Source organism: Micromonospora sp. DT31 (assembly GCF_049841795.1).
GTDB lineage: Bacteria > Actinomycetota > Actinomycetes > Mycobacteriales > Micromonosporaceae > Micromonospora.
The window spans coordinates 263,015-286,110 of the sequence record NZ_JBNCKZ010000007.1 but is presented as its reverse complement, the minus strand read 5'-3'; the positions used below and the strand labels follow the sequence as shown (position 1 = coordinate 286,110).

Sequence of the window (23,096 nt, the reverse complement as noted above, 5' to 3'; positions counted from 1 at the left end):
CGCGATGCTCATCGCCCAGCTCAGCGACCCGCACGTGACCACCGGACCGCTCGCCGCCGAGCCGGCGTCCGGGCTGCACCGCGCGCTCGGTACGGCGCTGGCCGTGCGCCCCCGGCCCGAGTGCGTGGTGATCACCGGTGACCTCACCGCCAACGGCCGACCGGACGAATACCTCGCCCTGCGGGAGATCGTCGGCGCGTTCCCGCTGCCGGTCCACCTGGCCATCGGCAACCACGACGACCGTGAGTCGCTGCTCGACACGTTCGGCGGCACCCCCTACCTCGCCGGAGGGTTCTCGGCGCACTACCACGTCGACCTTCCGGACGCCACGCTCGTGGTGCTCGACTCCCTCACCCCCGGCGACGTCGGCGGGCGGCTCGGCGACGAGCAGCTCGCCTGGCTCGACGGGGTGCTCGCCGGCCGGCCGGAGGCGCCCGCCGTCGTGTGCCTGCACCACCCGCCGGTCGCCGTGGGCATCCCGGGCAGCGACGCGGTCGGGCTGGCCGACGCCGACGCCCTCGCCGCCGTGCTCGGCCGGCACCCCCATGTGGTACGCGTCGCCGCCGGTCACCTGCACCGTCCGGTGACCAGCGCGTTCGCCGGCACGGTGCTGACCACCGCGCCGAGCACCTGGATCCAGGCGAGCCTGACCATGACCGACGAGGAGGAGATCGGCCTGGTCGCCGAACCGACCGCGTTCCTGCTGCACCGGATCGTCGACGGCGGCTGTGTCACGCACACCGTCCAGGTCAGCCACGCCGCCGGGCGGATTTGCTGGTTCTGACCCCGATGCTGCTCTGGTACGTCGCGTACGGGTCGAACCTGCACGCCGCCCGGCTCGACTGGTACCTGCGGGGCGGACGGCCGCCGGGCGGACTGCGCGCGTACCCCGGTTGTCGGGATTGCCGACCGCCGCGCCGGACGGTCCCGGCGCTGATCCCCGGCGGGGTCTACTTCGCGGGCGAGTCGCGGGCCTGGACCGGCGGCATGGCGTTCTACGACCCGACGCTGCCCGGTCGGGCGGCGGCGCGCGGCTACCTGGTGACCGTGGAGCAGTTCGCCGACATCGCCGCCCAGGAGATGTACCGCCCACCCGGTGCCGACCTGGCCGGGATCCTCGCGGCGGTGCGGACCGGCCGGGCGACGCTCGGGCCGGGACGCGGCGCGGACCGTCACCTACCTGGCGGGTCGGCCGGGGGTCGCCGGGCGGTGGACCGGGGCGGCGCTGCGGGCACTCGTCGGCGCCGGCCACACCGGACCGGCGGACCAGCCCTCCGGCGGCACAGTCGAAATCGGACAGTCGGCAGGTGTTGCCGGGCCGTCGGACATTAACGTCCGTTCGGTTCGCGATGCTGGCCGGCAGGGGGTAATTCCGGCGAGGACGGTTGCCAGCGCAACGAATTGCGCGTGACATGAGAGCGGCGGTGCCGGTTCCCTGGTCCCTGGGAGCCGGCACCCTTTCGCGCTGGTACCGCCGACGGCGTGAAGCGTGCGGGAATTCACCTGCCGGTCATGTCGGACTCATCGGGCGGGTTGACGCCCGCCGCCCGACACATAGACGATCCCGCAGGCGGCTCCGGTCGCCCCGAGGGCCGCTGGATGAGAAGCTACCCCGGGTCGGGCGACGTTCCCCGAGTGCCGCCCGCCGGGATCGACCCCTGTCACGGCACGGATCAGGATCACCGGGTGAACCATGGCCCGGACACCACACGCCGTCATCTCACGAGGAGTTCCATGTCCGTCACCGGGATGCGACGCCGGGCCGCCATCGGCCTGGCCGCACTCGCCGCGACCGCGTTCACCACGGTCGCCGTCACACCCGACCGGGCCGAGGCCAGCCCGACGCCGGTCGACGTCCAACTGCTCGCGATCAACGACTTCCACGGCAACCTGGAACCGCCCACCGGGTCCAGCGGCACCATCGAGGGCCAGCCGGCAGGTGGCGCGGAATACCTGGCCAGCCACCTCAAGGCGATGCGCGCGAAGGCCCAGCAGCAGGGCAAGGGCACGGTCACCGTCGCCGCCGGCGACCTGATCGGTGCCTCGCCGCTGCTCTCCGCCGCGTTCCACGACGAGCCCACCATCGAGCAGATGAACCTCGCCGGGCTGGAGTTCTCCAGCGTCGGCAACCACGAGTTCGACGAGGGTGCGGCCGAGCTGCTGCGGATGCAGCGCGGCGGCTGCCACCCGGTGGACGGCTGCGCCGACGGCACCCCGTTCGAGGGCGCGAAGTTCAGGTACCTCTCGGCGAACGCGTTCAAGACCTCCACCGGCCTGCCGCTGACGCAGCCGTTCGGCATCAAGATCGTCAAGGGTGTGCCGATCGGCTTCATCGGCATGACCCTGGAAGGCACCCCGAACATCGTCAGCCAGCAGGGCGTCGCCGGGCTGCGCTTCGCCGACGAGGCGGACACCGCCAACAAGTACGCCAAGGCCCTGCGCCTGCTCGGCGTCAAGAGCATCGTCGTGCTGCTGCACGAGGGTGGCGTGCAGAACGGCGGCGGCATCAACGACTGCACCGGGTTCAGCGGCCCGATCGTCGACATCGCCAACCGGATGGACCCGGCGATCGACGTGATCGTCAGTGGGCACACCCACGCCGCGTACAACTGCAACGTCAACGGCAAGCTGGTCACCAGCGCCAGCTCGTTCGGCCGACTGGTCACCGACATCAACCTGAAAATCGACCCGCGTACCAAGGATGTGGTCAGCGCGTCCGCGAACAACGTCGTGGTCACCCGGGACGTCGCCAAGGACCCGGCCTCGACCGAGCTGATCAACCGCTACAAGACCGCGCTCGGCCCGGTGGCCGACCGGGTGGTCGGCCAGACCACCAGCGCGATCACCAAGACGCAGGAGAACCTGTACCAGACCGGGGTCGACGCCAACGGCAACCCGACCTACCAGGCCGGTGAGTCGCCGCTGGGCAACCTGATCGCCGACGCCCAACTCGCGGCCACCGACACCGAGCAGAACGCGGTGGCCGCGTTCATGAACCCCGGTGGTGTCCGCGCCGACCTCGACGCCGGCCCGGTCACCTACGCCGAGGCGTTCACCGTGCAGCCGTTCGCCAACAACCTGGTGACGCTGGACCTGACCGGCGCGCAGCTCTACTGCATGCTGGAGCAGCAGTTCACCGTGGCGCGGGTGCTCTACGCGTCCTCCACGGTGAACTACGTCGTCGACGTCAACGGCACCACCGCACCCGCCGGCACGCCGTGCGCCGGCACCCGGGTGGTCCGGGGCAGCCTCACCATCAACGGCACCCCGGTGACGGACACCGCGACCTACCGCGTCACGGTGAACAACTTCCTCGCCGGCGGCGGTGACGGCTTCAGCGTCCTCACCGGCGGCACCAACCCGGTGACCGGCCAGATCGACCTGGACGCCTTCACCGCGTACCTGGCCGCGAACTCGCCGGTGTCCGCGCCGGCGCTGGACCGGATCAGGACCACCACGGAGGTCCCCGCCTCCTGACGGGCGACCGCATCGTCGACGGGCCCCGGAGCGACGCTCCGGGGCCCGTTCGTTCCGGTCAGACCACCGGAGCGGGCTGGGGCTCCGGGGTCGGTGCCAGGCGACCGTCCTGGGTGGCGGTGAGCAGCGGGCGCAGTGTCAACGCGAGCACCGAGGCGGCCAGGCAGCCGCCCACCACGACCGCCACCCACACCCGGCCGTTCGCCGCGCCGATCAGCGGCCCGGCGGTCACCGGGCCGACCACCCCGCTGATCCCGAAGATCATCGAACTCATCGCGTTGTAACGACCGCGCAGCTCGTCGGTGGCCAACGCGTTGGTCAGGGCCGGCATGACCGGCGACAGCATCGTCTCGCCGAACCCGAAGATCGCCGAACAGGCCACCACGCCGAGCGCCGCGAGCAGCGCGCTCCCGCCACCCACCACACCGGCCGCGCCGAGCACCAGCCAGGCACACGCGAACACCGCGCCGACCACCGCCAGCGCCCCGGTACGGCTGCGCCCCTCCAACCGCCGGATCACCAGCAGTTGCGACAGCACGATCATCACGGTGTTCGCGGCCAGCGCCCAGGCCACCACCCGGGGCGTCACCTCCACCACCCGCACCGAGTACGCGGCGAAGCCCACCTCGATCTGCGCGTAACCGCAGGTGGTGAGCACCAGGCCGAAGATGACGAGACGACGGAACGGCCGATCCCGCAGCACCGTCAGATAGCCACCGGCCCGGCGTTCCACATCGGCCGTCCCGACCGACAGCACGGCCGGCCGGTGGCCCACGTGCGGCAGGGTGAGCAGGATCAGGGCGGGAATCAGGTAACTCACCGCGTCCAGCAGATAGACCGCCTGGAAGGTGGTCGGGCGGGCCACGTCCACCACCGCCCCGGAGATCAGGCCACCCGTGCCGATGCCCAGATTGAGCAGCGCGAAGTTCAACCCGAAGACCCGCTGCCGCTCGCCGTCGCCGGTCAGCGAGGCCAGGATGGTGTTCTGCCCGGCCCAGATCGCCGAACTGCCCACCCCGACCAGCGTCATCACCGCGAACGCCGAGGCGGTCGAGTCGACCAGTGCCAGCGAACCGGTCCCGATCGCCTCGACCACCAGGGAGGGCACCACCACCCGGCGCGCGCCGAACCGGTCGATGAGCGTGCCGGCCAGCGGCGAGAGGACCAGCGTGACCGCGCCGAACCAGCCGATCACCAGCCCCGCCCGGGTGTCGGTCAGGCCGCGCACGTCGGTCAGGTAGATGAACAGGAACGGCAGGGTGAGACCGCGACCGACCGCGGAGAACAGCGTGCCGATCAGGAGCCGGCGGGCTTCGGGACGGGCGGGCAGGGCGCGGCGCAGCATGCGCTGGATTCTCTGCGGCGGGTACGACAGCCGCGACCCGTTTACCCCTTACCGGTGCGGGCGGCGGGCCGGAAGGTGAGCAACGACACGGGTCTGCCATGCTGGCCCGGTGACGACGACCTGGCGGCACCTGCCCGCGTCGGCCCGCGAGATCGCCGAGGCCGCGTCGGACGCGGTCGCCGCCGCCCAGGCACGGGACGCCGAGGCGTACCCGCCGGCCGTGACACGGCTGGCCGCCGCGGACCGGGCGGGGCTGGTGCTCGGCGGCGTGGTCCGGCTGCTGCTGGAGGAGGCACACCCGGACGGGTTGGACGGCGACGACGTACGGCAGGCGTTGGAACACTGTGTCCGCTCCGCCGCGCCCTGGTGGCCCGAGGTCGACCCGCACGTGCTGCTGGTGCTGCTGGCCGGTGCGCTCGGCGTCTACGACCCGGGCGACGACGACAACCCGCCCGACCCGGCGGCGGTCGCCCGGCACGCGCCGCTGCTCGTCGCCGACCTGCTCGCGATCACCGGGCGTCCGTTCGCCGGGTACCTGAACGTGGCGTTCGCCGAGGTGGCCCGCACCGAGCTGCACGACTGACCGGCGGGCCGCTCAGGGGCTGGCGGCGAGGAAGACGAACGCGGCGAGCAGCACCAGATGTACCCCGCCCTGGAGCACTGTCGCCCGGCCGGGCACGACGGTCAGCACGCTGGCCACGGCGGTCAACGCCAGCAGCGTCATCTGGGTGCCGCCCAGGCCCAGCAGCAGCGGTCCGTCCAACCAGATCGAGGCGATCGCGATGGCCGGAATGGTCAGGCCGATGCTGGCCATCGCCGAACCGAGTGCGAGATTGAGGCTGATCTGCACCCGGTCGCGCCGGGCCGCCCGCGCGGCGGCGAGCGTCTCCGGTGCCAGCACCAGCAGGGCGATGATCACGCCGACGAACGCCTGCGGCAGGTTGGCCCCCTCGACCGCCGTCTCGATCGCCGGGGAGACCGTCTTGGCGTCGCCGACCACCGCGACCAGCGCGACCACAAGCAGCGCCAGGCTGGCCAGGGCGGTGCGGGTGGACGGCGGATCGGCGTGCCCGTCGCCGTCCTTGTCCTGGGCGAGGGGACTCCCCTCCTGCGTCACCGGGAGGAAGTAGTCGCGGTGACGGCCGGTCTGCACCATCACGAACAGCAGGTAGAGGGCGAGGGAGGCGACCGCCGCGAAGGCGAGCTGGCCGGGGGAGAACTCCGGACCCGGCCGGCTGGTGGTGAACGTCGGCACCACCATGCTGAGCGTGGCGAGCGTCGCCACCGTCGCCAGCGCCCCACCGGTGCCCTCCGGGTTGAACACCGCCACCCCCCGGCGCAGCGCGCCGAGCAGCAGCGACAGGCCGAAGATGCCGTTGCAGGTGATCATCACGGCAGCGAAGACGGTGTCCCGGGCCAGCGCCTGCGTCTTGTCCCCGCCGCCGATCATCAGCGTGACGATCAGACCGACTTCGATCACGGTCACCGCGACCGCCAGCACCAGCGAACCGAACGGCTCACCGACCTTGTGCGCCACTACCTCGGCATGGTGCACGGCCGCCAGTACGGCTGCCGCGAGCAGGATCGCCACGGCGAAGATGAGCGGACCGGGCAGCTGCCGTCCCCAGGTCATCACGAGCACGAGCACGGCGACCAGGGGAGCGACGGTGGTCCAATCGTTCAGGCGGGATCGGATCATCGCTGGCATGCGGTCAACCATGCCAGGAGGCGACCTCAGCCGCGGGTGGCGGGTCACTCCGGGCAGTCGTGTCGCCCCTGTCGGTCACGTCGTCACGCCGTACCGGGGATCGGGGTCGGCTCCCGAGCCGGGCCGGCAGATCGCGGAGAGTGGCGATCACGGGCCCGTCCCAACCGGGATCGGTGTCCTGGTGCTCCGTGGTCCGCAACACCATCATGCCGACCGCCGCCGCGCCGGCCAGTTCGCCGTCCGCGCCGTCGCCCACGTAGAAGCAGTCGACCGGCGCGACGCCCAACCGCTTGGCGGTGGTGCGGTAGATCGCCGGGTCGGGCTTGGCCAGCCCCACCTCGCAGGAGAAGACCGCGACGTCGAAACGACGGGCCAGTGGACCGTCCGCCCACGCCTCGGCGGTCTCGGACGTGGCGTTGCTGATCAGGGCCAGCGGGTGTCCCCGCTCGCGCAGCGCGTCGAGCACGTCCAGGGTTCCGGTCGAGACACCGCCGAGCACCCGGCGGGCGAGCGCGCGCCGGTGCGCCGCGGCCCGCGCCACCTGCTCGTCGGTCGGCGAGCCGCCGAGCCGGCCGGTCAGGATGCGGACCGTCTCCGCCACGTCCCACCCGACCAGCCGGTCCCGCCAACTCCCGTGGTACGCGGCGACCAGCTCCGCCGGGGCGACCCCGACGATGAGCGCCATCTCGCCGACCACCCGGTCCCGCTCCTCGTCGGCGCCGTGCACCAGGGTGTGGAACAGATCGAAGACGATCGGTCGCGGCATGGCGGAATCCTACTGCGACGGTGGCCACCGTCAGCAGGAGTTCCCAGGCCACCCGGAGTGTTAGGGTCTCGTTCTCTGGACGGAGGCGGACGGAGGTCGTCATGCACAAGTTGGTGGTCCTGTATTCCACGCCCGCCGACCCCGACCACTTCCGCGACTACTACGTGGCCAACCACCTTCCACTGGTCATGAATCTGCCCGGCCTGCTTGCGTGCCGCTACAGCTTCGACGTGGCGGCGACCGACGGAGAAGCGCCGTACTTCGCGGTCTTCGAAGGCGACTTCGCTGACGCCGCCGCCATGGCCGCGGCGCGGGCGTCGCCGCAAGGGCAGCGGGTGGCCGCCGATGTCGCCAACTACGCCACCGGCGGTGCGGTCGTCATCCACTATCCGGTGCGGGACGGCTCGGGCTGACGCAGGCCGGTCCGCTCGGGACGCGTTCGATCGGTCGTCGCGGCCAGGTCCGGATGTCGGCAGACGCCGCTTGCGGTTGCCGGTTCGTCGAGCGTCAGAGGTGGGCCTGTGTCCTGGCCAAATGTCACGGTGGTTGATGCGTGTGTGCGGCGCGACGGCCGGGGCGGCAGCCCCACGTCCGTCACCGACGACGACCCGGCGGCGACGGACGCGGACCGGCGTGCGGTCGCTGCTGCGGCCGGTACCTCGCACGCGGCGTTCCTCGGGCCGGGGCGGACGCCGGACGGTGGCTGGCCGGTCCGGTTCTTCACCGCCACCGCCGAACTGTTCGGCTGCGGCCACGGCACCGTTGGCGCGCAGGCCGTCCGGTTGACCCGCAGCGCGTTGGACGAGCTGAACGACCGCCAACACACCGGCGGGCGCACGTTCGACACCGTCGCGATTCGCCGGCCCGTCGGCATCGAGGTGTGGTTCGACCAGGGCCTTGTCGCGCTGCGTCACCCGGCACCGGACGAGCGCGCCGCGATCGTCGCCGCGCTCGGGCTCACCGCGGATGACCCGCATCCGACCGACGCGCCACGGATCGCCGCGCCGGGCGCACCACGCATGCTGGTTCCGGTCCGAGACCGGTCGGCGCTGCTCCGAGTTCACCCACACCTCGGCAGGCTGACCGCGGCATGCCGGCGGTACGGGCTCCTCGGCTGCTTCGTGTACGTGCCGCCGGTGGGCGACCGACCGGGTGCGGCGCGGATGTTCGCGCCGGCGATCGGTGTCGACGAGGACGTCGCCAACGCCAACAGCACCGGCTGCCTGGCCGCCCACCTGCTCGACACGACAGGGGCACAGACGATCGCGATCGAGGTGGAGCAGGGTGACACGCTCGGTCGACCGGCCAGCGTGCTCGCTTCGGCGCGACGCGGGCCGGCGGGCATCACGACCCGGGTCGGCGGGTTGGCGGTGGTCCGCGACGGACACCGAGGCGACAACCAGCCGTCCGCTTCTGCCACATAGTGCCCGGCGCGGCTCACGCGCTATGCGTCCCGGAACCACCCGATCGCTGGAGCGTTCATGTAGTCGTCCTCCTGCTCATGCTCCGGCCAACGATCGCGTAGAGCAGCCAACGTCTCGGCGCCGGCACCAACGACAGTGCACGGCGGCGAGTGCAGGCATCCCGGCGAACCCGCAGCCGCGAAGCTGCGATGCATGTTCCATGCTTGCGCCAACTGCTCGCCAGACAGGCGGTGCAGAACGTAGACGCGAGGGTCGAAGTCCCAGGACCCGCCGTCCTCGTCATTGAGGACCATGACGAACCAGTATTCGCGACCGCCATAAAGGGCAACGCCCGTGAGGGGACCGTCATACCAGTCGCTGAACCACTCTTTCCGGACCCCGACCAGCTCAGGCAGACCCGTAAGGCGCGAAGCGGAATGCAAATCCAACACATCGACGACCATCCTGCAGCCTGACTGCGATGATCGGCGCATGACGTACATCCCGGACCTGGCGCCCTATGACTACTACCCGGGCGCCCCGGACGCCGTTGCCATTGGTTGGCTGGATTCGAGCATGCCCTTCACTGCAGGAGCCTGCCCGCGAGACGTTCGAGATCGCTTGGTGAGCCTCGGCGCCGAACCGGTACGGCTCATGCGTGGGTACCACTACTGCCAGTTCTGCCAGGAGGCGGTCGAGCCTCGGCGCGTGACTCGGGCCGACATTCGGCCCTACGAAGCTCCCGATGTCGCGCACGGGAACGGCGAGATCTGGCTCACCGGAGTGGACGGGACGAAGTTCGCCGCACCGGTGCTGATCGGCCACTACGTTGAAGAACATCATTACCTGCCACCCGATGGCTTCATCGAGGCGGTTCGGACCGGTGTGCCCACCCCCGGCGTCGAATAGTCCGTCCTGTCCCGCTCAGTGCGGTCAGTTGAGCGGGACATGGCTGCTACAACCTCTGGTCGGGGTGGCCGGATTCGAACCGACGATTTCTTCGTCCCGAACGTGCATCTGCGTCCCCACCCGCTGTCGGGGCGTCTGCTGCCTTTCTGCTGACGGGCGGGTACCCGGGATGCAAGCGGATTCCTCAAGCGCACGTCGGGAGGCTGGGCAACTCTCCGACTGATGGATGCGAGTCGGCGTCGGCTGCCCAGTCGCCGTCGTCCTAGCGATGGTCGCCTCGCGCCGAGGTCCGTCGTGTCCGTCATCGTCCGGCAGCTTGGCTGCTCGGTCGGCCGCTTCCCGGCCCAGATGCAACCTTTCATCAACCCGGCTCCGACTCTAGAAGACGTGCAGAGAAATCCTCCACGTCGATGGAAGAAGGGAGCAGGATGCGGCCAGACCTCGAACGGAAGTACGTCGAGTACGTGACGGCGCGGTTGCCCCGCCTGCATCGCACGGCGTACTTACTCTGCGCCGACGCGTTTCAGGCGGACGACATCGTCCAAGCGACGCTCACGGCGCTCTACCTGAACTGGAAGCGAGCCGTCGCTGCGGACAACCTCGACGGGTACGTGCACCGGATCATGGTGCGGCGTCACCTCGACGAACGGCGGCGCGGGTGGTCGAAGGTGCTGCTCGGCGATCGCGTCCCGGAACTGTCCGCACCCGCCGACCACGGTGTCGAGGAGCGAGACGCGCTGGTGACGGCATTGCGGTCGCTGCCTAAGGGCCAGCGGGCCGTCGTGGTGTTGCGCTTCTTCGCTGACCTGTCGGTCGAGGCGACCGCGGAAGCCATGGGGTGCTCGACGGGCAATGTCAAGAGCCAGTGCTCCCGAGGTCTTGCCAGCCTGCGCGAGGCGCTCCACGCACGGCATCTGGTCGCCACCACACAAGGAGCGAGGAGTCGGTCATGAACGAGGAACAGGAACTGCGGGACCGGCTGGAAGCGGTCAACGTGCCGCCCAGCCGCATCGAGATGGACGTGGTGGTCCGCGCCGGGCGTCAACGCGCCTTTCGCCGCCGGTCGGTACAGGCGTCCGGGGGCGTGGCGCTGGCCGCAGCCATGCTACTGACGGTTCCGTCGATCCTGACACGAGCGGGGGCGCAGCCGGCGGTCGAGGCGGGTGCGGGCCCGGCCAGCGCCTCGGCGGGGGCGACCGCACTGGCTCGCCCGGCCGGCCCGTGCCGGATGACGGAACTGCCCGTGCCGTCCGGGATGAAGGATGTCCATGTCACCGGGGTCGATCCGACCGGCAAGTACTTCGTAGGGCGCAACGTCGTCGGACAGGACTTCCAGCCGATCCTGTGGACCGACGGGCAGCCGCAGGCACTGCCGGAGCAGGGCAAGTCGGTCGAGGTGGCCGCCGTCAACGCCAGCGGGGTCGTGGTCGGCACGGTGTGGACCCCGCAGGAGGAGTACGTCTTCCGCTACGAGAATGGCGCGTACACGAGGCTGCACACCCCGCCGGGGAGCTGGCACCCCTACCCGGACCCGGCGATCAACGCCGCCGGCGACGTCATCATCAACGTGGAGCCGAGCGGCAATACGGGAGGCGAGGACAGTATCGTCCTGCTCTGGAAGGCAGGCTCGACGACCGCGATCACGCTGCCGCTTCCGGCCGAAGCCAACGCCTACGACATCACCGACGACGGCACGATCGTCGGCGGGATTTACAAGGACCGCTTCGTCGCTGAGGCGTACGCCTGGGACCAGCAGGGCAACGGCCGGAAGCTGGAGTTGCCGACCGGCCACAGGGGAGTCGCACACGCGGCACGGGGCGACTGGGCAACGGGCAGCATGGGGCCGCCCTGGTCCGTCGCTGATCGCAACAACTCAAAGCCTCCACCCACTCCTGACAGCGCGCTGTGGAACCTCAAGACCGGCGAGGTGATCAAGCTGGGGACGCGGCAGGGGCCGGGCTCGGCGGTCAACGCCTCCGGCTGGGTCGTCGCCGCGAGTGGCTCCGTGCTGCGTGACGGTGCCACTGTCGACCTTGCCGTGCCCAATGGGCAGACCAGCAGCGCGGCCGCCGTGTCCGACACCGGGCTGGTCGTGGGGCAGGCGCTGACCAGTCGCCGCTACCCCAACCCGAAAACCCGGCCGGGTGCCGACGGTGTGGGTGCGGCCGGGGCAGGGCTGCGCGCCGGTCTGGTCGCGGAGATCAAGGGTGGCAAGAACCTCGGGCCGCGCATGTGGCGTTGTTGACACGACGACCGTGAGGAAGGTGCGACCGGTGGCGAGCAACCGTCACCGGCCGCACCGCCTGACGGAATCGAACCGTCGACCCACGCATTACGAGATCAAAATGGGCGATCCTCGACCTGGGCACAAGGCGGTCCAGCAGCGGAAACACCTCTCGACATCTCACATCACTCCCCCGCTGTCCGTCGACCTCTTGCGGACCAGTTCGGACCGCCCACCTGTCGGAGCGGTCCGGAGGATTCCCCACCTGGAACTCGCCTGCCGGTAGCTTGACTGGATGCCTCACGACCCGCACTCCCTCGTCGGCTTCTTGGTGACCGAGGTCGGCGTGCGGCAAGCCTGGCCCTTCATCACGTTCACGCGCAGTGAGGAGAGCGCGAGACCCTCGGAATTGCGTCTGGTCATCGACACCACCTGTGAAGTCAGCCCGCCACCGGCGCTCGTTCTGGATTTGGCGGCCGATGATCCTGCCGCTGCGCTCCCGGCTCTGCTTGAGGTGCTGAACCTGTCGGTTGCCTCGGTGGGCCTGGCCGACGACGCGAGCCTCATCCTCGACTTCTACGGTGGGCATACTTTGCGTGTCTCCGGAACCGCACAGGCATGGACCACGCACGATGTGTGGTGGCTCGCCGATCCGCACGCATCCTGCCTGGAGCCGCGTCCCTAGCCCTTGCCTTGCAAAGATCAAGACTACTGTCGACCGGCGTCGGTCTTCGCCACTGACCTGCACCGTTTGTCGGCCGCTGCCGCTATCCTCCGGCGCTCGTCGGTCGGCTTGGCTGTACGGATGGCTGTACAACCAACGGTTTAGGAAGTGTGGACACGCCCGTATGCCGCTCGGCAGTGAGCTGGCTTGACCTGCTTCGTCACGCTGGCCGCCAAGTCCAGGAGCTGACCGCCGTTGACCGCCGTCACCCATCCGAACGGGCACGCAAGGGGCACGCGACTGTCAGCTTGGGAATTGCACAAGATGGGCCTCCGGCTCGGCGTGCCGGCAGGTCCACACGGTCCTTCATGGCCTGGGCGTGCCTCGGGTTGCACTGACTATGGCCCATGGAAGGCCCGCCTGTTGCGATCTAGCGTGTTCAGTCATGACACTTCAGACCTGGTTGGCAGACATCCGCACGTCCTATGACACAGTCGCTGCCAGTTACGCGGAGCAGGTGCCCGGCCTGTTGGCTGACCTGCCGTACGAACGAGCGATTCTGGCCCTGTTCGCCGACCTGGTTCGGGGTGCCGGCGGCGGCCCAGTCGCCGACGTGGGCTGCGGACCGGGCCACATCACCGCCCTCCTGCGGGGTCTCGGCGTTGACGCCTTCGGGATTGATCTTTCGCCAGGCATGATCGATATGGCTCGTCGTGATCACCCTGACCTGCGGTTCGAGGTGGGCTCCATGACAGACCTCGACCTCGCCGACGCCTCGCTCGCCGGCCTCATCGCCTGGTACTCGCTGATCCATGTCCCCAACGACGAGGTCGGCTCAGTCTTAGCGCAGTTTCGGCGGGTGTTGCGTCCTGGTGGCCCGGTGCTGCTTGGCTTCCACGCCGGGGACGAGTCACGGCTCAAGACCCAGGGCTACGGCGGTCACCCGATGAAGTTGTACGTCCACCGCCGCCAGCCTGCCCAAGTGGCGGCCTGGCTCCGCGATGCCGGATTCACAGTTGCGGCACAGATGACTCTCACCTCGGTTGAAGGTGCCCCAGCGGGGATCGTCTTTGGGCACCGCCAGTCCTAGCTCCTGAGCCATCCCGTCCGCCGTCGACCCACACCCCGTGGAGCGGGTCACCCTGGGGCTGGTCTGCTCGGCTTCGCCTGGGTCGATGGGGGACGGGATGGCCTCCCTCCCGGGGCCGGAGATCCCCGGAGGCCGGGCCGGTCGCCACCCCGCGTGCCGACCCTCGGCGACTACCTGACCTACTGGCACCGGGAGGTCGTGCGCCCCAACCTCGCGCCGCTGACCTGCGCCACCTACGAGACGATCCTCCGGCTGTACGTGATCCCCGGCCTCGGCGGGAAGCGGCTCGACCGGCTTCAGGTGCGCGACGTGCAGACCTGGATCAACGAGGTGGCCCGCACCTGCCAGTGCTGCGCCCAGGGCAAGGACGCCCGCCGCCCGGAACTCAAAAGGCGCTGCTGTGCGCTCGGCCGGTGCTGCGGCGACGTGCCGTCCGCCCGCACCGTCAAGGACGTCCGGGGCGTGCTGCGCTCCGCGCTCAACCACGCCGCCACCGAGGAGTTGGTCACCCGTAACGCCGCCGCCCTGGTCAAGCTCCCACCGGTCCGCCGCCGCAGGGGCCGGGCGTGGACCAGCGACGAGGCCCGTCGTTTCCTGGAGTCCGCTCGGGCCGACCGCGACCCGTTGTACGCCGCGTACGTGCTGATCCTGGTACTCGGTCTGCGCAAGGGTGAGGTGCTCGGCCTCCGCCAGCAGGCGAGGAAGGCCGACCGCGATGAGGCGGGGATCGCCTGGCAGGGATCGCGGCTGTTGTTCACCACCCGCTACGGAACTCCGGTGGAGCCGCGCAACTTCAACCGTTCCTGGGACGCCCGCTGCGTCCGGGCCGGGGTCCGGAAGATCACCGTGCACGACGCCCGGCGTACCTGCGCGACCCTGCTCGTCGACCTGGACGTGCACCCGCGCGTCATCATGCAGGTGCTCCGGCACGCCGAGGTGTCGGTGACGATGGAGATCTATTCGCAGGCGTCCTCGGACGCCACCCGCGACGCCCTCAAGCGACTGGGGGAGAGCCTGCGGTGATCCGTTGCTGTACTTCACTGCTGTACAGAAGCACCAGAGGGCACATCCATCGATCGGATGTGCCCTCTGACCTCTGGTCGGGGTGGCCGGATTCGAACCGACGACCTCTTCGTCCCGAACGAAGCGCGCTACCAAGCTGCGCCACACCCCGAGGCGTGCCGACAAATAGTAGCCCACCCACCCGCCCGGTCAAACTCGGTACCCCCCGCCCGGCCCGGCCGGCAGATCTTGGTACGGATCGGCCCTCGGAAGGGCGGGCGCGTACCAAGATCTGCCGGGTAGGAGTCAGCGGGGAATCAGGGTGAGGATGCTGGCCTCGGGGGGGCAGGCGAAGCGGATGGGGGCGGTGGGGTGGGTACCCAGGCCGGCGGAGACGTGCAGCCACGAGTCCGAGCCGGGCCAGCGGTGCAGCCCGCGCGCCATCGAGCGGGGCAGGCCGCAGTTGGTCACCAGTGCCCCGTAGCCGGGCACGCAGACCTGGCCGCCGTGGGTGTGCCCGGCCAGCAGCAGCCCGAAGCCGTCGGTGGCCATCCGGTCCAGCACGGCCGGCTCCGGGGAGTGGGTGAGCGCGATCGACAGCGCCGCGTCGCCGGTGACCGGCCCGGCCACGGCGTCGTAGTCGTCCCGCTCGACGTGCGGGTCGTCCACCCCGACCAGCTCGATCTCCCGGCCCCCCGCCTTGACGGTGGTGCGGGCGTTGTTCAGGTCCGCCCAGCCGGCGCTGGTGAGAATGTCCCGCAGTTCCTCGGACGGCAGGGGCGCACCCTCGGTGTACTCCCGGTCGGGCAGGAAGTAGGTGAAGGGGTTCTTCAGCACCGGACCGGTGTAGTCGTTGGAGCCGAAGACGAAGGCACCGGGCAGGTCGAGCAGCGGTTGCAGGGCGCGCAGCACACCAGGCACCGATTCCGGGTCGGCCATGTTGTCGCCGGTGACCACCACGAGATCGGGGTCGAGCGCGACGAGTGAGGCCACCCAGTCCTGCTTGCGCCGCTGGTCGGGCATCATGTGCAGGTCCGACAGGTGCAGCACCCGCAACGGTTCGGCGTCGGTGGGGAGCACCGGCACGTCGTACCGGCGCAGGGTGAACAGGTTGCGCTCGACGAGGGACGCGTACGCCAGGGTGGCCGCGCCCGCGGCGACGGTTCCGGCCGCGAGGCGGAATAGTGTGCGCTTTCGCATGACGTCCAGGGTAGTTTCACCGTTCATGAGCACGCTGAAGGACCGCCTCACCGCCGACATGCGCGCCGCCCTCAAGGCGCGCGACGAGCTGACCACCTCCACCCTGCGCATGGCGCTCGCCGCGGTGGGCAACGCCGAGGTCGCCGGGCGGGAGAAGCGCGTGCTCACCGACGACGAGGTGCTCGCGGTGCTGACCAAGGAGGCGAAGAAGCGGCGCGAGGCGGCCGTGGCGTTCGCCGACGCCGGGCGCGCCGAGCAGGCCGGCAAGGAGACCGCCGAGGGTCAGGTGCTGGAGCGCTATCTGCCGAAGCAGCTCTCCGACGAGGAACTGGCCGGCCTGGTCTCGGGGGCGCTGGCCGGGGGTGGGTTCACCGGCAAGGCGCAGATGGGCCCGGCCATGAAGGCCGCCCAGGCCGCGGTGGCCGGTCGGGCCGAGGGCGGGCGGGTCGCCGCCGAGGTACGCCGCCAGCTCGGTCTCTGACCCGGCGCCACGACAGCGCGGAACGACGACGGCCACCTCCCGCGGGAGGTGGCCGTCGTCGCGATCTCGTCGGCTGTTCCGATCAGTTGGGCGGTCGTCCAGGCCCGCCGTTGCCCGGTCGGCCGTTGCCCGGTCCGCCGGGCCGGCCCGGCGTCGGCGTGTCGCCCGGCCCCGAGGCGGCCGTGCCGGAGCTGACCTCGATCATGACCACGCCGCCCTTGATGGTGCGCCCGTCCGGGCTGGTGCCGGCCGCCGTGCCCGCCGGGCACTCCGACGGCACCTTGTTGCTGGACACCACCGGGTCGAAGCCGGCACCGCGCAGCCGGGACTTGGCGGTCTCGACGGACTCGCACTTCACGCCCGGGATGGAACGCTGGTCACCCATGACGATCTTGCCGCTGGGCGGGGTGAAGTTCTTCCGCTCCTTGCCCTTCATGGCGTCGCGCAGCGTCTGGTAGACCGCCGGGTTGATGCCCTGGGGCGTCTCGTCGTGGCCCATCTTCTGGTTGGTCTGCGGCCAGTCCGGGTCGGCCATGATGCCGGCCACCGCGTACTGCTTGGTCATGGCGACCAGGGCCGAGGTGCGGTCGGAGTCGGTGGTGCCGGACTTGCCGGCCACCGGGGCGTTGACGATGTTGCGGACGTTGCCGGCGGTGGCGGTGCCACACTTCGACGTCGACGAGCGGTCACCGACCGGGCAGCGGGCCGCGTCCACGGCGGCGCGGGCCACCTCGGTGCTGATCCGCTGCTCGCAGCGCGGGTTGGCGACGTCCAGCTTCTCGCCGTCGGGCCCGCGGATCTCCTGCACCGGGATCGGCTCGCAGTATTTCCCGTCGGCCGCGAGCGTGGCGTACGCGTTGGCCAGCTCCAGCGGCGTGGTCTGCGAGACGCCGAGGCTGAACGCGCCCCACTGGTGCGGGTTGGCCGCCAAGCCCGCGTCGGCCGACGAGCGGAACGTGATGCCGAGCTTCTGGGCGGCCTTCACCACGTTCTCCGCACCGACGCGCTGCTGCAGGTCGATGAAGAAGGTGTTGACCGAGAAGCCGAAGCCGCTCCACATGGTGTGCCGGCCGGCCATAGCCGGGTTCGCGTTCGTCGGGCAGTACTTGCTGGTGCCCTTGCAGGCGGCCGGCGAGTTGAACTCGACCGGGTAGTCCGACTTGAACTGTTCCGGCGCGTTGATGGAGTAGTCGAGCGGGTAGCCCTTCTCCAGCGCGGCCACCAGCGTGAAGATCTTGAAGGTGGAGCCGGCCTGGTAGCCGGCGATGCCGGGCCCGCCGGTGATCAACGGGTTCACCGTGTTGGGGTAGTTGCCCCGGATCTTCTTCTTGGCCTTCTTCGGGTCACTGGAGATCTTGTTCTGCGGGTCGTCCGGGTCGTCGAGCTTGAAGTTCCGGTTGACCGCCACGGCCCGGACCCGGCCGGTGCCCGGCTCGATTACGGCCACCATCCGGGCCGCCTTGCTGCTCTCGCCGAGCTTGTTGCGGACGGCCTTGTCGGCGGCCTTCTGCGCCTGCGGGTCGATCGTGGAGATGATGGTGTAGCCGCCGCTCTTGAGCCGCCGCTCCCGGTCGTAGGAGGTGGCGCCGAACGTCTCCTGCTGGAGCCACCAGCGGTAGAGGTAGTCGCAGAAGAAGCCCCAGGACCGGGTGGTGGTCTGGGTGCAGCCGTTCGGCGTGCGCTTGCCCTTCACCTGGAGCTTGATCTTCTTGGCGGCGTCCGCCTCCGGCTTGGTGATCGCGCCGGTCTGCACCATGTTGTCGATGACGTAGTCGCGCCGGCCGACCGCCTCCGGGTAGCCCGCCTTGGTGGTCGGGTCGAACGCGGTGGGCGCCTTCACCATGCCGGCGAGCATCGCCGACTCCTGGATGTCGAGCTTGCTCGGCGGCTTGTTGAAGTAGACCTGGCTGGCCGCCCAGATGCCGTACGCGCCGTTGCCGAACGCGGCGATGTTGAGGTAGCGCTCCAGGATCTCGTCCTTGGAGAGTTCCTTGTCGATCTGGAGCGCCAGGCTCATCTCGCGCAGCTTGCGGCCGCTGGTGTCCTCGGTCGCGGCGACCACGTCGGCGGGGTGGGTGGCCGAGTAGGAGATCGCCAGCCGGACGTACTGCATGGTGAGGGTCGACGCGCCCTGCCGGGAGGTGCTGGAGGCCTGGTTGTTGACGAACGCCCGGGCCACACCGTTGAGGTCCACGCCGTTGTGCTTGTAGAAGTCGTGGTCCTCGGCCGCGATGATGGCCTTGCGCATCTCCGGCGAGACGTCCTTGAGCTTGACGTCCTTGCGGTTCTCGTCGTACATAGTGGCCAGGACGGTCTTGCCGTCGGAGGCGAGCAGCTTGGTGATCTGCGGGGACCGGGCGACGGTCAGCTCCTTGGGGAGCGCGTCGAATGTCTCCGCCCCGGCCTTCGCGGCAAGTCCGGACATCGCTGCGACGGGGAAGGCCGCCGCGGCGACCACCACGCCGGCCAACAGGCCGCAGATCAGCAGCGATGCGGCGTTGGTCAGCACGTTGTGGTCACGTTTCCGCATCCAGGTCACCTCGACAGGGTACGCGAGTAGGGAACGGCGGGCGCGCGGGGAACTTTCCCCATTTCCTGCATGCGCCGGCCTCGTTGTGCTAAACGCACGAGCCCTGGTCCGGGGTTGCGTGCGATCCGCAGAAAGTGTCCCGATCGGTCAGCCGGCGTGGCGTTTCTCCGTGGTGGGGCGGGGTAGACGGCGGCCGAAAGCCCGGGAAGCCGGGAGTGTCCGGAATGATGGATTTCGCCGACAACGTTGCGTAATCGGGTGACTACACAGCATGATGGTGGCGGCGATCGCAGCCACGTGTCGTCCGGGCCGCCCTGGGGAGGCCGACGCGGACGGCCAGGGGGAGAAAGCGGCTGATCGCGCGACGTCGGTAGGTACTGCAAGGGGGGACGTGTACAGATGGGCATGATCACTGACTGGCCGTCACTGGCGGCATGTCAGAACGGGGACCCGGACGCGTTGTTCGTACAGGGCGCCGAACAGAACGTGGCGAAGAGGATCTGCCGGAGCTGCCCAGTTCGGTACGAGTGCCTGGCCGACGCGCTCGACAACCGGATCGAGTTCGGTGTGTGGGGTGGCATGACCGAACGGGAACGTCGCGCGCTGCTGCGCCGGCACCCGCAGGTGGCCAGCTGGCGCAAGATGTTCGAGGCGGCGATGAAGAAGAACGCCAAGGACAAGGGCGGCAAGGACAAGGTCCTGGTGACCACCGCCACCTGACGCCCGCGCCGGCTCACCGCCGGCCGATCGCCTCGCCGATCGTCCGCAGCCCGTCGACGTCGTGCACGTCGGCGGGCTGCGCCGGCACCGACACCGCCGGCACGGCCGGGAACGCCTCGGTGAACCGGTCCGCCACCACCTGCTCGCGGATCGCCTGCTCCACCAGGGCGGCGTGCGCGCGCAGCACCTCGACGGTGCCCTCGTGCCCACCCTCGGCGGCCAGCCGCTCCGCGGCGGCCAGGCTGTCCGCGGCGGACAGATCCGGCACCGCCGGCTCGTGCACCCGGTTGAGCACCAGCCCGGCCAGCGGCATCCGCTCCGCACCCAGCCGGCCCGCGAAATAGGCGGCCTCCCGGACCGCGTCCGGCTCCGGCGCGGCCACCAGCAGGAAGGCCGTCTCCCGGGCCTGCAGGATCCGGTACGTCTGCTCGGCGCGCTGCCGGAAGCCGCCGAACATCGAGTCGAGCGCGGCGACGAAGCCGGACAGGTCGGTGAGCAGCTGCGCGCCGATCACCTTCTGCACCACCTTCGAGAACATCCCGAAACTCGCCGTCACCAGGCTGAACATGCTCCGCCCGCCGCTTCGAGCCGGAGCCAGCAGCAGCCGCAGCATCCGGCCGTCGAGGAAACGGGACAGCCGGGCCGGCGCGTCGAGGAAGTCCAGCGCCGAGCGCGACGGCGGCGTGTCCACCACGATCAGGTCCCACTCGCCCCGGGCGTGCAACTGCCCGAGCTTCTCCATCGCCATGTATTCCTGCGTGCCGGCGAAGGTGGAACTCATCGCCTGGTAGAAGGGGTTGGCGAAGATCTCCGCGGCCTTCGCCGGGTCGGTGTGCTGAAGCACCACGTCGTCGAACGTGCGCTTCATGTCGAGCATCATGGCGTGCAGTTCGCCGCCGCTGGCCTCGACGTCGATGCCCTTGACCTGGCGGGGAGTGTTGTCCAGCTCGGTCAGGCCGAGCGACTGGGCCAGCCGGCGGGCCGGGTCGATGGTGAGCACCACCGTCCGCCGGCCGTGTCGTTCGGCCGCCCGCAACGCCAGCGCCGCGGCGGTGGTCGTCTTGCCAACGCCGCCGGCACCGCAGCAGACGACGATCCGTACGCCGTCGTCGGCGAGGATCTGGTCGACGTCCAGCGGAGGCGCCGCGTCTTCGGAAGGCACCAATCGAGCGTATCGGGCCCGAGGGGGACTCTGCTCCGTGCCGGCCGCAGGTGTGAGTCAATCCGCCCGGACGAGCATCTCGGCGAGCTTCTCCAGACCGGGCCGGTCGACCCCGCCGGGCAGCAGCGGCAGCTCGATCAGGGGGGTGCCCGACTCCACCAGGTCGCCCCGGAGCGAGTCCTCCAGCTCCCGGCGTACCCGCTGGTCCCGGGCCTCCGCGGCGAGCCCGGCCACGGTCCGGCCGTCGGTCGGCAGGCCGGCGGCGACCAACCCCCGTTTCAGCTCCGCCGCGGTCACGGCCCGGCCGGCCGGCACCGGCGGGCGGACCCCGTTCACGATCACCCAGCCGACCGGAAAGCCGAGCTGGGTCAGCTCGGCGACCGCGTCGAGCGTCTCCTGGACCGGCATCTCCTCCAGCAGCGTCACCACGTGCACCGCGGTGATCGGCGACCGGAGCAGCGCGGAGACCCCGTCGCTCTGCGTCTTGATCGGGCCGACCTTGGCCAACCGGGCGGTTTCCGCCGTCACGTTGAGGAAACGGCCGATCCGTCCGGTCGGCGGGGCGTCCAGCACCACCGCGTCGTACACCCGGCGTGACCCGCTGCTCCGGGTGGTCGCCTCCTTGACCTTGCCGGTGAGCAGCACGTCCCGCAGCCCCGGCGCGATCGTGGTGGCGAAGTCGATCGCGCCGAGCTTGCGCAGCGCCCGGCCCGCCGCGCCGAGCTTGTAGAACATGTCCAGGTATTCCAGGAGCGCCTCCTCGGCGTCCACCGCCAGCGCCCGCACCTCACCGCCCCCCGGCGCGTCGGCGAGGTGCCGCTCCTCGTAGGGCAGCGGGTCGGTGCCGAAGAGCTGGGCGATGCCCTGCCGCCCTTCCACCTCGACCAGCAGGGTGCGTCGGCCGCCGGCGGCCAGCCCGAGGGCCAGCGCGGCGGCCACGCTCGTCTTGCCCGTGCCGCCCTTGCCTGTCACCACGTGCAGGCGTGCCGGCCATCTGCCGGCGGACTCGGCCGGCTGCTCACTCGCTGCCACCCGTCGAGCCTAACCAGCCGGTGGACTCAGCCGACCTCGCAGACCCACCAACCCGTCCTGCGCACCACGGTGAAGCGCAGCGCCTGCTCGGCCACCTTCTCGTCGGCAGTGGTCATGGTCACCCGGGTGGACACCGTGGCCCGGTCCCCGGTCTGGTTGTCGACGGTCGGGCTGGTCCAGCGGAACCGCGGATTCTGGTACTGCTCGGCATACCGTCGTACCTCGGCGACCTTGGCGGCGATCTTCTCGTCGTCCCGGGCGGCCGAACAGACGAAGGTGGCCGCCTTCGCGGCGTCCCGTTCCTGGTAGACGGCCTTGACGAAGCCGTCGACCGCGATCTGCGGCTCCTTCGAACCCGGGCCACCCTCGCTGTCGCGCAGGGCGAGGTACGCGACGGTGCCTCCACCGCCGCAGAGCAGCACCGCGGCGACCAGCACCAGCGCGGCGATCAGCGGGGCCGGTCGTCGGCGCGGCGACCGGGTGACCGGGTGCGCCGGGCCACCGGACGCGGCAGGGGGGTCCGGCGGCGCGCCGACGGGGGGCGTCGGCTGTGGATTCGGGTCGCCGGGCAGGCGGGTGTCACCACCGGCGGGCGGTTGGGTCATCTGACTCTCCCGGGTTGCGGCTCCCGTCGCCGCCCCAGGCGACGGGCACGGGTCGAGGTGGTCGGGCGGGCGCCGGCGCGCACGCTCAGCCGGAAGGGTATCGGTCGGTGGTGCGGTTGCCAGCCCCGCGCGCGGAGCCGATCGGACGCGAGAGCGCCGTCGCGTTTCGGACCAGTCTTGTGTCGCATATGTGACTGGACGTGATCAGGTGTGCGCGTCCCGTTGTCGCCGACGACTCCACGTCCTACGTTCGTCCCGACACAAGCGAACGGACGGGTGGTCGACCCGGGCCGATCGTTGTGGTGATGAGCAGGTGGACCGCCCGGAGGCGACGGATGCGCGACGCGGAGAACAGTCCCCGAGCCCAGTTTCCGGGCGACCGGGCCGGGCGGCCCGGCGATGCCGAGGGCTTGGGCACACCGTTCAACGAGCGGTCCTACCGCCCGGTCGAGATGGTCCGGACGCTGCCCCGCCCCGGCGGCCGGGGCCGGGACGAGGACGAGCCCGGCTACGTCATCCACCTGCCGGTCCGGGTGACCGACCTGGCGGCGGCCACCGCGCTCGCCGGAACGGTGGCCACCTCGCTGGGTTTCCTGATGGAGCTGGACGCCGGCGAGACGACGGTCTCCACCACCGACGACCAGAACAACAGGCACCGCGTCTTCTGTGACCTGTTGCAACCCGACCGCAGTCGATGCCCGCAGCCGTTCGGACACGACGGCCCGTGCGGGGAGCCCCCCGCTGCGCCGGAGTCGCGTCCCGCGTCCTGGTAGCGACG

General features: G+C 70.5%; 23 protein-coding genes, 2 tRNA genes and 1 pseudogene. 15 read left to right on the top strand and 11 right to left on the bottom strand.

What is annotated here, in order from left to right; genetic code table 11:
- Window positions 1-4 precede the first annotated feature (4 nt).
- The 3 genes from ACLQ2X_RS15165 (at window position 5) to ACLQ2X_RS15155 (ending at window position 3,477) form a co-directional block, all read left to right on the top strand.
- The gene (locus ACLQ2X_RS15165; protein ID WP_425681645.1) at window positions 5-784 is read left to right on the top strand and encodes a phosphodiesterase; all 780 of its coding nucleotides are present in this window, start codon (window positions 5-7) and stop codon (window positions 782-784) included.
- A gap of 5 nt (window positions 785-789) precedes the next feature.
- Complete coding sequence (locus ACLQ2X_RS15160) at window positions 790-1,332, top strand: hypothetical protein (protein WP_425681644.1); 543 nt, start codon at window positions 790-792, stop codon at window positions 1,330-1,332.
- 402 nt (window positions 1,333-1,734) lie between these two features.
- Window positions 1,735-3,477, top strand: coding sequence for a bifunctional metallophosphatase/5'-nucleotidase (locus tag ACLQ2X_RS15155; protein WP_425681643.1), 1,743 nt, complete (start codon window positions 1,735-1,737; stop codon window positions 3,475-3,477).
- Window positions 3,478-3,535: 58 nt separating this feature from the next.
- On the opposite strand, the gene ACLQ2X_RS15150 is transcribed toward ACLQ2X_RS15155, so the two are convergent.
- A complete protein-coding gene (locus ACLQ2X_RS15150) occupies window positions 3,536-4,822 on the bottom strand; it encodes an MFS transporter (protein WP_425681642.1) in 1,287 nt (428 codons plus the stop codon).
- A gap of 109 nt (window positions 4,823-4,931) precedes the next feature.
- On the opposite strand from ACLQ2X_RS15150, the gene ACLQ2X_RS15145 reads away from it, so the two are divergent.
- Entirely contained in the window at window positions 4,932-5,405 is a 474-nt protein-coding gene (locus tag ACLQ2X_RS15145; RefSeq protein ID WP_425681641.1) for a hypothetical protein, read from the top strand.
- Window positions 5,406-5,417: 12 nt separating this feature from the next.
- On the opposite strand, the gene ACLQ2X_RS15140 is transcribed toward ACLQ2X_RS15145, so the two are convergent.
- Both ACLQ2X_RS15140 and ACLQ2X_RS15135 read right to left on the bottom strand, forming a co-directional pair.
- Window positions 5,418-6,521: a calcium:proton antiporter gene (locus tag ACLQ2X_RS15140; protein WP_425681697.1), complete on the bottom strand. Its 1,104-nt coding sequence runs from the start codon at window positions 6,519-6,521 to the stop codon at window positions 5,418-5,420.
- Between the two features lie 13 nt (window positions 6,522-6,534).
- Window positions 6,535-7,296 carry an HAD family hydrolase gene (locus tag ACLQ2X_RS15135; protein ID WP_425681640.1) on the bottom strand — a complete coding sequence of 254 codons (762 nt, stop codon included), beginning with the start codon at window positions 7,294-7,296 and terminating at the stop codon, window positions 6,535-6,537.
- 101 nt (window positions 7,297-7,397) lie between these two features.
- Here ACLQ2X_RS15135 and ACLQ2X_RS15130 point away from each other — a divergent pair, with 101 nt between their 5' ends.
- Complete coding sequence (locus tag ACLQ2X_RS15130; RefSeq protein ID WP_425681639.1) at window positions 7,398-7,709, top strand: EthD family reductase; 312 nt, start codon at window positions 7,398-7,400, stop codon at window positions 7,707-7,709.
- A gap of 129 nt (window positions 7,710-7,838) precedes the next feature.
- Entirely contained in the window at window positions 7,839-8,720 is an 882-nt protein-coding gene (locus ACLQ2X_RS15125; RefSeq protein ID WP_425681638.1) for a PhzF family phenazine biosynthesis protein, read from the top strand.
- A 20-nt stretch (window positions 8,721-8,740) separates the two neighbouring features.
- Here the strand turns inward: ACLQ2X_RS15125 and ACLQ2X_RS15120 are convergent, their stop codons facing one another.
- Window positions 8,741-9,163, bottom strand: coding sequence for a hypothetical protein (locus tag ACLQ2X_RS15120; RefSeq protein ID WP_425681637.1), 423 nt, complete (start codon window positions 9,161-9,163; stop codon window positions 8,741-8,743).
- Window positions 9,164-9,191: 28 nt separating this feature from the next.
- Here ACLQ2X_RS15120 and ACLQ2X_RS15115 point away from each other — a divergent pair, with 28 nt between their 5' ends.
- The 3 genes from ACLQ2X_RS15115 to ACLQ2X_RS15105 all read left to right on the top strand — a co-directional run bounded on the left by ACLQ2X_RS15115 (window position 9,192) and on the right by ACLQ2X_RS15105 (window position 11,853).
- Window positions 9,192-9,608 (top strand): hypothetical protein, encoded by a 417-nt coding sequence (locus ACLQ2X_RS15115; RefSeq protein ID WP_425681636.1) that lies wholly within the window; start codon window positions 9,192-9,194, stop codon window positions 9,606-9,608.
- Between the two features lie 428 nt (window positions 9,609-10,036).
- Window positions 10,037-10,561 (top strand): SigE family RNA polymerase sigma factor, encoded by a 525-nt coding sequence (locus ACLQ2X_RS15110; RefSeq protein WP_425681635.1) that lies wholly within the window; start codon window positions 10,037-10,039, stop codon window positions 10,559-10,561.
- On the top strand, window positions 10,558-11,853 hold the full coding sequence (locus ACLQ2X_RS15105) for a hypothetical protein (RefSeq protein WP_425681634.1): 1,296 nt from the start codon (window positions 10,558-10,560) through the stop codon (window positions 11,851-11,853). Before ACLQ2X_RS15110 ends, ACLQ2X_RS15105 begins: the two co-directional genes overlap by 4 nt.
- A 52-nt stretch (window positions 11,854-11,905) precedes the next feature.
- On the opposite strand, the gene ACLQ2X_RS15100 is transcribed toward ACLQ2X_RS15105, so the two are convergent.
- A tRNA-OTHER gene (locus tag ACLQ2X_RS15100) sits at window positions 11,906-11,985 on the bottom strand.
- Between the two features lie 142 nt (window positions 11,986-12,127).
- Between ACLQ2X_RS15100 and ACLQ2X_RS15095 the strand changes: the two genes are divergently transcribed.
- The 3 genes and pseudogenes from ACLQ2X_RS15095 to ACLQ2X_RS15085 form a co-directional block, all read left to right on the top strand.
- Window positions 12,128-12,517: a hypothetical protein gene (locus ACLQ2X_RS15095; RefSeq protein ID WP_425681633.1), complete on the top strand. Its 390-nt coding sequence runs from the start codon at window positions 12,128-12,130 to the stop codon at window positions 12,515-12,517.
- Between the two features lie 424 nt (window positions 12,518-12,941).
- Window positions 12,942-13,586 (top strand): class I SAM-dependent DNA methyltransferase, encoded by a 645-nt coding sequence (locus ACLQ2X_RS15090; protein WP_425681632.1) that lies wholly within the window; start codon window positions 12,942-12,944, stop codon window positions 13,584-13,586.
- A gap of 128 nt (window positions 13,587-13,714) precedes the next feature.
- A pseudogene (locus tag ACLQ2X_RS15085) lies at window positions 13,715-14,609 on the top strand (tyrosine-type recombinase/integrase); the annotation flags it as partial.
- 74 nt (window positions 14,610-14,683) lie between these two features.
- On the opposite strand, the gene ACLQ2X_RS15080 reads toward ACLQ2X_RS15085, so the two are convergent.
- Both ACLQ2X_RS15080 and ACLQ2X_RS15075 read right to left on the bottom strand, forming a co-directional pair.
- Window positions 14,684-14,760: transfer RNA gene (locus ACLQ2X_RS15080), tRNA-Pro, on the bottom strand.
- 134 nt (window positions 14,761-14,894) lie between these two features.
- A complete protein-coding gene (locus tag ACLQ2X_RS15075) occupies window positions 14,895-15,788 on the bottom strand; it encodes a metallophosphoesterase (protein WP_425681631.1) in 894 nt (297 codons plus the stop codon).
- Between the two features lie 25 nt (window positions 15,789-15,813).
- Between ACLQ2X_RS15075 and ACLQ2X_RS15070 the strand changes: the two genes are divergently transcribed.
- On the top strand, window positions 15,814-16,269 hold the full coding sequence (locus tag ACLQ2X_RS15070; RefSeq protein ID WP_425681630.1) for a GatB/YqeY domain-containing protein: 456 nt from the start codon (window positions 15,814-15,816) through the stop codon (window positions 16,267-16,269).
- A gap of 82 nt (window positions 16,270-16,351) precedes the next feature.
- Here the strand turns inward: ACLQ2X_RS15070 and ACLQ2X_RS15065 are convergent, their stop codons facing one another.
- Window positions 16,352-18,799, bottom strand: coding sequence for a penicillin-binding protein (locus tag ACLQ2X_RS15065; RefSeq protein ID WP_425681629.1), 2,448 nt, complete (start codon window positions 18,797-18,799; stop codon window positions 16,352-16,354).
- 399 nt (window positions 18,800-19,198) lie between these two features.
- On the opposite strand from ACLQ2X_RS15065, the gene ACLQ2X_RS15060 reads away from it, so the two are divergent.
- Window positions 19,199-19,519, top strand: coding sequence for a WhiB family transcriptional regulator (locus ACLQ2X_RS15060; protein WP_425681628.1), 321 nt, complete (start codon window positions 19,199-19,201; stop codon window positions 19,517-19,519).
- 13 nt (window positions 19,520-19,532) lie between these two features.
- Here the strand turns inward: ACLQ2X_RS15060 and ACLQ2X_RS15055 are convergent, their stop codons facing one another.
- Genes ACLQ2X_RS15055 through ACLQ2X_RS15045 form a run of 3 tightly spaced genes read right to left on the bottom strand, consistent with a single transcriptional unit; the run spans window position 19,533 to window position 22,318 of the window.
- Window positions 19,533-20,684: an ArsA family ATPase gene (locus tag ACLQ2X_RS15055; RefSeq protein ID WP_425681627.1), complete on the bottom strand. Its 1,152-nt coding sequence runs from the start codon at window positions 20,682-20,684 to the stop codon at window positions 19,533-19,535.
- Between the two features lie 54 nt (window positions 20,685-20,738).
- Window positions 20,739-21,713 carry an ArsA family ATPase gene (locus ACLQ2X_RS15050; protein WP_425681626.1) on the bottom strand — a complete coding sequence of 325 codons (975 nt, stop codon included), beginning with the start codon at window positions 21,711-21,713 and terminating at the stop codon, window positions 20,739-20,741.
- Between the two features lie 26 nt (window positions 21,714-21,739).
- The gene (locus ACLQ2X_RS15045; protein ID WP_425681625.1) at window positions 21,740-22,318 is read right to left on the bottom strand and encodes a hypothetical protein; all 579 of its coding nucleotides are present in this window, start codon (window positions 22,316-22,318) and stop codon (window positions 21,740-21,742) included.
- A 335-nt stretch (window positions 22,319-22,653) separates the two neighbouring features.
- Between ACLQ2X_RS15045 and ACLQ2X_RS15040 the strand changes: the two genes are divergently transcribed.
- Window positions 22,654-23,091, top strand: coding sequence for a hypothetical protein (locus ACLQ2X_RS15040; protein WP_425681696.1), 438 nt, complete (start codon window positions 22,654-22,656; stop codon window positions 23,089-23,091).
- The last annotated feature ends 5 nt before the right edge of the window (window positions 23,092-23,096 follow it).